The 13,226-nt window shown below is 32.9% G+C and carries 6 protein-coding genes; 4 read left to right on the top strand and 2 right to left on the bottom strand.

Annotated features, from left to right (window positions below; translation table 11 throughout):
* The first annotated feature begins 750 nt into the window (after window positions 1-750).
* Window positions 751-1,371 carry a Crp/Fnr family transcriptional regulator gene (locus ES044_RS02085; protein WP_147119637.1) on the top strand — a complete coding sequence of 207 codons (621 nt, stop codon included), beginning with the start codon at window positions 751-753 and terminating at the stop codon, window positions 1,369-1,371.
* Here ES044_RS02085 and ES044_RS02090 read toward each other — a convergent pair.
* Entirely contained in the window at window positions 1,368-2,717 is a 1,350-nt protein-coding gene (locus ES044_RS02090; RefSeq protein ID WP_147119636.1) for an alkaline phosphatase family protein, read from the bottom strand. The genes ES044_RS02085 and ES044_RS02090 overlap by 4 nt on opposite strands.
* A gap of 362 nt (window positions 2,718-3,079) precedes the next feature.
* Window positions 3,080-6,253, bottom strand: coding sequence for a TonB-dependent receptor (locus tag ES044_RS02095; protein ID WP_147119635.1), 3,174 nt, complete (start codon window positions 6,251-6,253; stop codon window positions 3,080-3,082).
* 314 nt (window positions 6,254-6,567) lie between these two features.
* On the opposite strand from ES044_RS02095, the gene dnaE reads away from it, so the two are divergent.
* The 3 genes from dnaE (at window position 6,568) to ES044_RS02110 (ending at window position 13,053) form a co-directional block, all read left to right on the top strand.
* Window positions 6,568-10,905: a DNA polymerase III subunit alpha gene (gene dnaE / locus ES044_RS02100; RefSeq protein WP_147119634.1), complete on the top strand. Its 4,338-nt coding sequence runs from the start codon at window positions 6,568-6,570 to the stop codon at window positions 10,903-10,905.
* Between the two features lie 188 nt (window positions 10,906-11,093).
* Complete coding sequence (locus tag ES044_RS02105) at window positions 11,094-12,395, top strand: D-arabinono-1,4-lactone oxidase (RefSeq protein ID WP_147119633.1); 1,302 nt, start codon at window positions 11,094-11,096, stop codon at window positions 12,393-12,395.
* Entirely contained in the window at window positions 12,388-13,053 is a 666-nt protein-coding gene (locus tag ES044_RS02110) for an HAD family hydrolase (protein ID WP_189663279.1), read from the top strand. The genes ES044_RS02105 and ES044_RS02110 overlap by 8 nt, the downstream gene beginning before the upstream one ends.
* Window positions 13,054-13,226: the final 173 nt, after the last annotated feature.

Genomic DNA, 13,226 nt, shown 5'->3' on the forward strand with positions numbered 1-13,226 from the left:
TAAAAATGAAAGGTATTTCGCTACATACGAATGTCAGTTTTAACTTTTAAGATTTGAAATTGAACCAACTTAAATAACTAACTAAAACAGTGCATAAAATGCAACAAATTTAACCTGTAGTTTTAAATAAAGGTAAGGGCAATCTATTACTATTACGAAATTAGCCTATTAACGTACATAATGAAATTAATAAAATGAAAATATTTCTAAAACGGTTCTTTCTAATTTTAATAAGCCTTATCGCTATTACAGTGATTTCAATATACATAATTCAGCTAGTACATGAACTGCTTGTCAGTATCCATAATGTGTACCAAATGGTAGCGAATAAAATGCTTGTAAGTATCAATACTGTAAAATAGATGCTAGTAGAGACAAACTTTGGACAATCGGTGTCTTTAATCATATTGCTCTTTTAACACAAAAAACAACAGAAAAACAGCAGCAAAATATTCAAACGACCATCACTGCACTAATGATAAAAAAAATATATACAGCTATGTTAAATTAATGGGTATCATAAATAGTAATCATACGTTCGTTTTTAAAGTCAATCCTTAATTTTTTAGCTTTTTTTTGTTCATAAGTAAAAGAAACTTATATTAGATAACTATTTAATTTCAGAGGAAAACAGAGAAAACAAAGTAATAATTATCATAAAGTGTTTACAAGAACTTAACTTGTTAAATAATGATTGCTTAACATAAACTTTTACCGAATCATCTATTTTTATGAGCTAAACTAGTTATCATGAATAACACTATTCGACCTGTTAATAAAGGTTTTGAGAAGTTCGATCTTTTTTTATCACTAAAAACTTCAGAAACACCTTATGAAAAACAACAGATTCTAGAAATCGAGGTTAAAAAAAATGAGTATATTTATTTACCTCTAAATAAAAAAAACTACATTTATGAAGTTATCTGTGGCGCTGTAAAGCTCGGCGGTTATGCAGATGATGGAGAAAGTTTTGTTTACGAAGTTTTACCAGCTACTGAATTCTTTGGCAACTTTAAATACCTAAATGGTCAATTTCAAGAATATGCGAAAGCATTGGTCAATAGTAAAATTAGGTTGTACGATTTAGATTTTTTTAAAACAACCATCGTGACAAATCCAATTATTACAAATTGGTTTATTTCTTATCTTGTAAAAAGATGGTGCTCTGCTGAACTAAAACTCAAAAATAGTAAAGAAAAACAAATAGAAGAGCGAATAGCCGCTCTTCAAAAATACTATGATATTCCCATTACAGACACAAAAGGGTGTTCTTATATTCTTTTTGATGTATTATCAAAAAAAGATATGGGTGACCTTATTGGGGTCACCCGTCAAACTGTGTCTTCTGTATTACAAAAAAGAAATAGTTAGTCTTTTAAAATTCCGGGATATAAAATACCATCTTTAGTCTTAAAATTAAGATGAAGAAGTGCACTTATAATTGGTGCTATATCTTCTATGCCCATTTTTGAAATTATCTTACCTTCAGAAATTCCGGCTCCCCAAGCAACAAAACCGGTTTCTATTTGATGAAAATCTGGAAAATAACCATGTGTACCGCCTGTTCTTTTTGTTACAACTGCTCCTGAAACAGCCCCAGACATTGCAACTCCCGGTATCGGATTTAAAGCCAATACAACAGTAGGATCTGCACCAATGCTATCTAACTCGTTTTTTTCTACTACACGAAAAAGTTTTTTAACAGAATTTGGAAGATTCTTTAGTTTTTCTCTAATTTTGGTAAGTGTTTTTAAATCATTTTGATCTTTTAAATGTAAAAAAGCGGATGCTCCTTGGGTATGAAATGTTGCTTTCCAATTTCCTCTATTCTCTTTTGCTTCCATTAAACCTTCTTCTACTAACCAAATATTTGGGTTTAAAGCAGAATGTATGTCTACAAAACCATGATCTCCTGTAATTATAAAAGTAGTTTTATCTAATATATTAGATTGTTCTGCAGCTTCCATAATTTTTCCGATTGCCCGATCTACTGCTGCAATTGCCGTATGTACTTTTTTACCGTTTCTACCTTGTTCATGTTGAAAATGATCTGTAGCTATTAAGTGTATTGTCATTAAATTCGGTTTATACTTTCCTAAAATATACCCTGCCATTTCTCCTGTACGATCTTCTCTACTTAAATTATCTCCATTAAAAGTAGCGATATTCATCTTACCTAAAACTTCAGTTTCCATTTCTTCTAAAAGTCCTTTTGGTGTTTGATGCTCTCGCATCGGAGCTATTCTACCATAACTTTTATCTAAAGTCCAAACTTCTGGAATATTATAATCTACCGGCGCTCCAACAGAAACAGGCCAAATAAGACTCGCACTTTTTTTACCCGCTTTTCTAACTGCACCCCAAAGAGTTTCGGTCTGTATTAAATTACTTTCCCAATACCATTTTCCTGTTTGCCCTTTTGTTTCAAATGGACTATTATAATAAATTCCGTGAGTTGCAGGAAAAGCTCCAGTAATAAGCGTGGTATGTGAAGGATACGTTACAGAAGGAAAAACTCCTCTTACACCATTTGCACTTACACCCTCTTTTGTCATATTTTTCAGATTTGGTACTGGCCATTTTGCTTCTTGATAAAAATCAGGACGAAAACCATCCACAGAAATTAAGATAACATGTTTTGAGACTGATTTTTCTTGAGCTTTCATCTTTTGAAAACCAATAAATATAAATACTACCCATAAATATGTTTTTTTCATTTGTATTCCTTTTTTAATTTTTGATATTAATATTTGTAAATGATTACTTTTTTTTTGAAAGAAAACTTTTATCCGAAGGACTTGATACTTGATAAAGGAATATCAAACCTCAAACAATTAAAAAAATTCATTAGTGTCCGATTAAAAATAGTATAGGTTCATAAAACACCTTAAAATAAAAGGATTACACTTGTTTTTTTTTAAAGTTACACCTTACTTTTTTGAAAATAATTTCATAGAGATAAAGTAGACAGTTTTATTTCAAGTTATGTGCATTTTTCCAATAGTTAGGATCAAATCTTGGTTCTTGCTTCTAAAAGGAAAGCAATCTTGCGTCTTTTATCAAACAAGAATAAATAAAATTAATTAAACGAATACCTTACTCCAACTTGCAATCTCCAAGGAGTGCCGTTTATAGGTTCTGTACCTGCCCCTTTTTGCACATTATATTGATAACTATTTGTAGCTTGGTCGAAACCATCAATATTCATAAAATCTCTATTTCCAAAGTTGTAGCTGCGTCCCCATTCTTTATTTAATAAATTCATAAAATTAAAAACATCTACAGAAAGCGCTAAAGCATGTGCATCTTTAGATACATTAAAACTCTTCTGAATACGAAGATCTACTATTGCATTAAAAGGATTTTTACCTCCATTTCTCTCTGCAAATCCTCCATAACTTTCTTTTAAATACTCTTTAAAACCCTGTGAAGTTTCTGGATCATTTAAGACTTCTTGATAACCATCTTTAATATATTCTGGTGTGTTTGCCTCACTTGGATCAAAAATATAAGCAATTTCATTGCTCAAGTTATAATCTCCGTTTGCACTTTTATTCCCGCCAGATTTTAGAGAATACCTTGTACCACCTGTGCCTATAATTGTTGCTCCTAAAGTAAATCCTCTCCAAGTTGGACTTGCTCCGTTCACTACAATTTTAGTATCAAAATGATTATCTGAATACCCATAATTTAAATCTCTAGGATCTCCGCTAACCGGCAGAAATGTAGACGTATTAGCAACACAACAATTATAAGACGAATTATCTTTTGATTGGTTTACCGTAAAACTAGCATTTACATAACCATCTTCTCCTATTTTGGCAGAACCCTCTAAAACCAAAGCTAGGTTGTCTAAAATACCGTCAGAATTTAAAACCAAAGTTCTACCCACTAAATTTGAAACTCTAGACGCCCTCCAATCTGTGCGACCATTTGCTGCAATAGTATTCGCAGGCACAAAAACTTCTCTGCCTTGTGGTGTAACAAAATAGGGTTCTGCAACTAAATTAGTTTCTTGGTACACGTAGTTATTTTTAGTGTGACTAAAAACAGCATTCAAGCCTAAACTATATCTATTTCCAAAAAAATGTGTATAATTAATATTTGCTTTATAAATTGTAGGTACTTCAAAATCTGGACTCACAGCATTTATTGTAGAAAAAGGCGTAACACCCGCTGGTACTCCAGGCACCGTGCTTGGGTCGTTTCTATATCCTATAAAATCTGGTGTAGGAACATCGGCTCCTGTAACATCAATAGCACCTAACAGGGTTCCACTATTCTGAATATTATTTACTTGTGCATAATAATGTGGCTGTGAACTAAACACACCTCCACCAATTTTCAAAATATCAGTATCGTTACCTTTAATATTCCATGTTAATTGAAACCTAGGTTGAATATTATCAAAATCTTCTGGTTTTTCATCTGTACGAATTCCTAATTCTTGATACACTAAAGGATTAAATTCTGCTGCATCCAAAAACGCTGTTGCGTCATAGCGTATGCCTGCTACAAAATTTAAATTTGGATGTATATCAAACTCTACTTGACCAAAAAGCGATAGATCTAAAACAGTTTGTTTCACCAAAGTAGAACCCTGTAACGGCACTTCACGAGCATATCTAGCAGCATTCAAATTGTCAAAATCATCCAAAGAATCAAAGAAAAAACGGCCATTTTGTTCATTAGATAATTGTGTTTCTAAAGTCGTTATTAAATTATCTGTTCCGAAAGTAAAATTGAATTTACCAGAAGTAAGATATAATGTATTTGAAATCTGTATTTGATTTTCTAAATTAGTTTCTGGCGTATAACGCTGTCCTCCTAATTGCACACTTCTATTGCTATTGTTACCATTAGGCAAAATAGATTCTACTTGCACAATTGCCCTTGAAATGTTTTGTGACGGCAATTCTGAGTTAGGACTAAAAAGACGATCGGCTCGCTGATACTGTAGTTTAAATTCATTCGTAATATTAGATGAAAAGACAGAACGCAAAGAAAGAAACATACTATTTTCATAAGATTCAAAATCTGAATACGATTCTGCTATTTCAATGTTAGAATTATCACTAACACTAAAAGGGTTTTCCCATTTATTATACAAGTTTCTAAATGTTAATCTGTGTTTATCGTTAATTTGCCAGTCTACTCTTAAAAAAAGATTATTAGCTTCGGTAACTCTATCAAACTGACCGATTTGTTGCGAATTACTTACACCATATTTATCTCTCCCTATTTGTAAAAAACGACTTAAACTTTCTTCCGAAATCCGTAAGCGATTCGCATCATTATCATTCTGAATATTTGCAATGAATTGAGGATCTCCTGCATCTTGCCTTTCATACACTAAGAAAAAATGTAATTTATCTTTAATTATGGGACCTCCTAAACTTAAACCATATTGCGAATTATAGAAATCTGCTTCTCTATCTTCTCCTTGAATTGTAAATTGACTTTGAAGATCATCTGCTCTATGGTAAAAAAAGGTACTTCCTTCAAATTCATTCGTTCCAGATTTTGTCACGGAAGTAATAGACCCACCTCCTTGGCGTCCTTGTGTTACATCGTAATCATTTGTAGAAACCTCAAACTCTCGAATAGCTTCTTGAGAAATCGTATAAGGTCCTCTTCCAATTTCTCCTGCTGTAAGTGTATTTCTAAAGTTAACACCATCAATAGTTACATTTGTAGAAGTTCTTCTTTGGCCTCCTAAATTAAGACTTCCCGCTCCTTGTAATGGAGATAAACTTGTAAGTCTTGTAAAGTTTCTTCCCTCTGTTGGTAAGTTTTTAATTTGACCTTCTCCAATTTTTGTAGAAGCTCCTAATTGCTGAATACGTTTTGAAATACTATTCGTCGAAATAATAACTTCACTTAAAGAAGTTGCGGATTCTCGTAAAATATAATCAACCGTTATAATATCACTTAAATTTAACGAAAATCCTTTTTGAACCACCTCTTTAAATCCTAAATATTTAGCAGTTACAATGTAAGGACCTCCTAGAGGTAATTGCTGAATTTTGTAACTGCCCGTTTCATTGGTTATAGATCCCGAAGTAAATCCTGTCGAAGTATTTTTAACAATAATCGTTGCCCCCATTAAAGGAACCCCACTACTATCTGTTATGGTTCCTTTTATAGAAGCATTTGTTGCTTGCCCAAAAGATTGATGAGTACTTAAAAATAAGAAACCAAAGGTTATCATCATACTAAAGGTTACACGAATTTTTACTACTGATAATTTCATAAGATACGTTCGTTTATATAAGCACCAAAACTAGACCTAGAGGCTCCTTTGCCTATGTTAAATATTAACATTGATACAGATTTAATCTTAATTTAAAAGTTTATTAATATTAAAAAACTGATTAACATCTCCAAAATTAAAAGCAAAAATCTAAATAGAACCAAGAAGAACGAAGAAAAAAAACAACTAGTAATCTTATTATTTCCATTAAAAAAATTCTTTTATGTTGATAAAAGATGCCAATATTCCGTTCTGTTTCGATAGCAAATCTTTAAATTTACATTCGATTTAAACACATCCAAAAAACGCCAAGAATGTACTTAATTTTTGATACAGAAACCACAGGTTTACCTAAAAGCTGGAACGCCCCTATAACAAATACAGATAACTGGCCAAGATGTGTGCAAATTGCTTGGCAATTGCATGATGATATGGGAAATGTTTTAGAGCACAACGATTTCCTTATCAAACCAGAGGGTTATAATATTCCGTATGACGCCGAAAGAATCCACGGAATTTCTACAGAACTAGCAGAAAAAGACGGAATTTCTCTAAACGAATGTTTACGCTTATTTAATGAAGTTTTAGGTAAAACCAAGTTTATTGTGGGTCAGAATTTAAATTTCGACCTCAATATTATGGGTTGTGAATTTCATCGGTTAGGCGTTGAAAATAAGATGACTTCTTTGCCAATTTTAGATACCTGTACCGAGAAAACGGCATTAATGTGCCAGATTCCTGGAGGTCGTGGTGGCAAATTTAAATTACCAACCTTAACAGAATTACACAATCATTTATTTGGCGCTGGTTTTGGCGATGCGCATAATGCAACTGCCGATGTTGAGGCAACAACGCGTTGTTTTTTAGAGTTAATTCGTATTAGAGAGTTTACCAAGGAGCAATTAGATGTTGATGCAGATTATTTCAAGAATTTCTCGGAAACAAATCCCAAACCAATTCAGGTTATTGGTCTAAAACACATCAACCTAAAAAAAGAAAGTGATAAAATTAGAAAGCGTCTTGACAAATTAAAAGATACCGTTTCTACCAAATCTACCTCTGATGGTTTAGCAGAATTAAAAGACGTACAATTTTCACATTTACACAATCATACGCAATATTCTGTTTTACAATCTACCATGCAAATTGGTCATATTGTAGCCGCGGCAGCAAAAGATAATATGCCCGCAGTTGCGATGACAGATACTGCCAACATGATGGCTTCGTTCCATTTTGTAAGCGCTATTTTAAATCATAATAAAACAGCTGCAACACCGATGAAACCTATTGTTGGTTGTGAGTTTAATGTCTGTGGCGATCATAAAAACAAGTCTGTAAAAGACAACGGTTATCAAGTTGTTTTGTTGGCAAAAAATAAAAAAGGATATCACAATTTAGCAAAAATGTCTTCGATTGCTTTTGTAGATGGTTTTTACTATGTGCCTAGAATCGATAGAGAAATCATCAAACAATACAAAGAAGATATTATTGTTTTAACAGGAAATTTATATGGTGAAGTACCCAGTAAAATTCTAAATCTTGGAGAAAAACAAGCAGAAGAGGCTCTAATTTGGTGGAAAGAACAATTTAAAGATGATTTTTATATTGAGCTAATGCGTCATGATCAACAAGACGAAAACATTGTAAATGAAACTTTATTAAAGTTTTCTAAAAATCATGATGTTAAGATTATTGCCACCAACAACACCTTCTATTTAGAGAAAAAAGATGCCAATGCACACGATATTTTGCTATGTGTAAAGGATGGCGAAAAGCAAGCAACCCCAATTGGGAAAGGCCGTGGTTATCGTTATGGCTTGCCAAATGACGAGTATTATTTTAAGTCTTCGGATGAAATGAAAACGCTCTTTGCAGATTTGCCAGAGGCGATTACCAACATTCAAGAAATTGTTGATAAAATTGAAATTTTTACACTAGCAAGAGATGTATTATTGCCTGCTTTTGATATTCCCGACGAATTTAAAGATATCGCTGATGAAGCCGATAAAGGAAAACGTGGAGAAAATAATTTCTTAAAACACTTAACTTTTGTAGGGGCAAAAAAACGATATGGCGAGATTACGGAATCTATTAAAGAACGTTTAGATTTTGAATTATCGGTTATTGAAAAAACAGGCTATCCTGGTTATTTCTTAATTGTAGAGGATTTTATTCGCGAAGCCAGAAATATGGATGTTGCTGTAGGTCCCGGTCGTGGCTCTGCTGCAGGTTCTGTAGTTGCTTATTGTTTGTGGATTACAAATATTGATCCTATTCTATACGATTTACTTTTTGAGCGTTTTTTAAATCCAGAACGTGTTTCAATGCCCGATATCGATATTGATTTTGATGATGAAGGTCGAGGTCGAGTGATGGAGTATGTAATTAATAAATATGGTGCCAATCAGGTTGCGCAAATTATTACCTACGGAACCATGGCGGCAAAATCATCTATTAGAGATACTGCCAGAGTTTTAGATTTACCACTGTTTGAGGCAGATAGAATTGCAAAATTAATACCCAACATCAAACTAAAAAATATTTTTAGTGATGATGCAAAAAGCAAAGGAAAAGTTGCGGGCTTAAGAGCTGAAGAAAAACAATTAATTGAAGAATTAAGACACATGTCTTTTGGAAACGATTTGGTTTCTGAAACGATTAATAAGGCTACCATTTTAGAAGGTTCTGTAAGAAACACAGGTATCCATGCCTGTGGGGTTATTATTACACCGGGCGATATTACCAATTATGTTCCGGTTGCTTTGGCAAAAGATTCTGACATGTATGTAACCCAATTTGATAACTCTGTGGTAGAATCTGCAGGTTTGTTAAAAATGGATTTCTTGGGATTAAAAACACTGACTTTAATTAAAGACACTGTTAAAATTGTAAAGGCTAGGCATAATGTTGATCTAGATCCAGATAGTTTCCCGTTAGATGATGAAAAGACATACGAGTTGTTCCAAAAAGGAGAAACTGTTGGTATTTTTCAGTATGAATCTCCCGGAATGCAGAAGCATATGCGTTCTTTAAAACCGACTGTTTTTGCCGATTTAATTGCCATGAATGCCTTGTACAGACCGGGACCTATGGAATATATTCCGAGTTTTATCAACAGAAAACACGGAACGGAAGATATTGAGTACGATTTACCTGCCATGGAAGAATATTTGGCAGAAACCTACGGAATTACAGTTTACCAAGAGCAAGTAATGTTACTCTCTCAAAAACTGGCAAATTTTACCAAAGGTGAGGCCGATGTTTTAAGAAAAGCAATGGGTAAAAAACAAATTTCGGTTCTTGATAAAATGAAACCAAAATTTATAGAGCAAGCCGCTACAAATGGTCATGATGCAGAAAAATTAGAGAAAATATGGAAAGACTGGGAAGCCTTTGCTAGTTATGCGTTTAACAAATCTCACTCTACGTGTTATGCTTGGATTGCGTATCAAACAGCCTACTTAAAAGCACATTATCCAGCAGAATACATGGCTTCTGTGCTTTCTAACAATATGAATGATATTAAATCGGTATCTTTCTTTATGGAAGAATGTAAACGAATGGGATTACCCGTTTTTGGTCCAGATTTAAATGAATCTTTTTTAAAATTCTCTGTAAACGGTGATGGCGCTGTGCGTTTTGGAATGGCTGCTGTAAAAGGAGTTGGTGCCGGCGCAGTAAGAGCTATTATTAAAGAACGTGAAGAAAACGGAAATTATGCCTCAATTTTTGATTTAGCAAAACGTGTAGATTTGCGTGCTGCTAACAAAAAATCTTTTGATAGTTTGATAAAAGCAGGTGCTTTCGATTCTTTTGCAGATACGCACAGAGCGCAATATTTTCATACAGACGAAAAAGGGTTGACTTTTTTAGAACGTGCCATGAAATTTGGTAGTAAATACCAAGAAAACGAAAACTCTGCACAGGTTTCTATGTTTGGCGAAGCTTCAACCGTGCAGTTTCCAGAACCAGACATTCCTGAATGTGAAACTTGGGGAACTATGGAGCTTTTATCCCAAGAAAAAGAAGTTATCGGAATTTATATTTCTGCGCACCCGCTAGATGATTTTAAAAATGAAATGATTTTTTGTAACGCTTCTTTAAGACATTTTAAAGACGATTTATCAAAATACATCAATATGAATTTGTCTTTTGCAGGCATTATTTCTGATGTGCAACACAGGGTTTCTAAAGCAGGTAAGGGTTGGGCAATGTTTACCATTGAAGATTATAGTGATAGCAACGAATTTAGAATTTTTGGCGAAGAATATTTAAGGTTGAAACACTTTTTAGTTCCGAATTCTTTCTTGTTTGTGCGCGCAACCATACAAGCTGGCTGGACCAGCAAAGAAGGTGTTGTTGGGGAACCAAGATTGAAGTTTACAGAAATGAAACTATTGCATGATATTATGGATGAACTCTGTAAAAAAATCACTATTAAGATACAACTACAAGAAATTAAAGAAAATACAATACTAAATTTAGAAACAATTTTAAAAAACAATCCTGGAAATCAATCTCTAAACTTTACAGTTTGGGATGCGAAAGAAAAAATTGAAGTAAGTTTGCCAAGTAGAAATACAAAAATTAAGGTGTCTAATGAATTCTTGGCTACTTTAGAGAAACAGCAAATTAATTTTAAGCTGAATTAAATTAAAATAAGTTTTTAAGAAAACTAGCGTTGACAAAAAAATATAAGTTAAACCATAATTTTAGAAACCTTACACTTATAACTTAAATTAAACTCATTCTTAATAATTAAGATTGCCAAAAAGCAAATACAGAAAAAAAGAATTATTCTTATTTTTGTACCTTAGTTTAAAACAGTTGAAAACATAGAATGATACAAGAAAAAAATGGAACGTGGGTAAGTTGGAATGAGAACCTTATCTACGATTACAAAAATCTTTACCGCATTGAGAACGAACAAGAACTGCAAGATGTTGTTTCGAAAGCTGATAAAATCCGCTTTTTTGGCACCAAGCAATCTTCAGCAGATATCGCTGCAGGTATAGAAACATTAATTGATATTACGACGTACAACAAAATAATATCTTACAACGATTCTGAACACACGGTTACCGTACAATCAGGACTAATTTTAGGCGATTTATTAGAAGCAATTGAAGCAAAAGGTTGGTGTATTCCTTGTTTGCCAGATATTAATACAATTACTATTGGTGGCGCATTAGCTACTGGAACACATGGAACTAGTGGAAAGTTATTGTGTGAATACATGACAAGCTGTACAATAGTATTAGCAGACGGATCTTTGAAAACCATTACAGAAGGCGAAGAAATGATGGATGCAATAAGAGTTTCTTTGGGAGCTTTAGGAATCATGTCTACCGTTACTTTTAAATGTGAGCCTATATACACGTTGCATGTGAAGGAATTTCCGGAAAATGATTCTGAATGGTTGCCAAAAATTAATGACAGATTAAAAAAACACGATTTTTTAAGAATTCTTTGGATGCCTCACACAGATCATGGGTATGTAATTACGGGTGATAAAATTGATCCTGATACAGAAATAAAGGAAGATTTAGGTCCTGCATATTTAAAACACAGAAGAACAGCATCTAAAATTTTATATAAATATTCACACGTATATCCTTGGATTACGGCGATTGCAAACAAAATTATACACAAAGCATTTTTTAGTTCTACCAAAGAACATAAAGGGTCTTTATACCAAGCAACCGTTACCAAATCTAGAGGTTCTGTGATAGAATTAGCAGAATGGACTATTGGCTTGAATAAATTTCCACAGGTTTTTGAAGAGTTAAAAACGGAAATTAATAAATGGTCTAATAAATCGTTTATTCATATACCGATGGATGTTCGTTTTATTCAAAAAGATAACTCTTGGTTAAGTTACGCTTATAAAGAAGATATGGTTACGATGGGTTGTGTTTCTAGAAACGCAGCTACCGCAGATAGCTATGAAGCGTTTAAAAGTATTGAAAAAATATTTTTAAAATACGGTGGGAAACCTCACTGGGGGAAACGTTTTGCTGCCAAAAATAACCAATTGACTAAAATTTATGCGAAATGGGAAGATTTTAAAGTGTTAAGACAAAAAATGGATCCTACTGATAAATTTTTAAATCCGTATTTAACAAAATTATTTAATGCATAAAACAACAAAAGTGATTCCTAAAGGAGTATTATTTGATTTTGACGGCGTAGTTGTAGATAGCGCTGAAAGTCATAATAGTGCATGGTCGTCGGCTTTCCAAGAATTATTTGGAGAACCGATTGCCGCATTTCCTAGAAGTCTTTCAGGAAAATCGCCAATGGTGATTGCGAACTATTTTTGTGGTGTTATTGAAAAAGAAGATCAAACAGAAGAATTATTTTTTCTAAAAGATAAACATTTAGATCTATATTTTAAGACACCAAAATTATTGCCAGGAGTGCATGAAATTGTTGCTTTTTTAAATGGTAAAAATATTCCTAACGGAGTAGCAAGTAATGCTACAAAGCAATTTTTAAAGAATAGTATTCATCATTTAAATTTAGACTTTACAACCGTTTTTGGTCTTCAAGATTATGAGAAACCAAAACCCTCTCCAGAAGCATATATTACTTTAGCAAGTGCTTTAGGTTTTAAAGAAGATGATTTTAAAACTATTTGGGTTTTTGAAGATAGCCTAACTGGCACAACAGCAGCTAAATTAGCAGGAATGGTTCCTATCGGAATTCTAACGCACTATTCTGAACAAGAATTGAAAGATGCTGGCAGTGAACTAGTTTTTAAAACACTTTTAGAAGCGTATCAGTATTTGTCTGAATAATATTTATAAAGTATTAAAGTTAAAAGCCTCTACAATTTAAAATTGTAGAGGCTTTTTTAATAGATCATGCATGCTATCCTGCAAGTTTTTTTTTCAACCTTGTAGGTATTGTAAAATTAACATATTGCAATTAACAATTTTTTAAAACATAATTATACCAACAAGTTTTTTAA

The organism is Polaribacter sp. IC066 (genome assembly GCF_007997085.1).
Classification (GTDB): domain Bacteria; phylum Bacteroidota; class Bacteroidia; order Flavobacteriales; family Flavobacteriaceae; genus Polaribacter.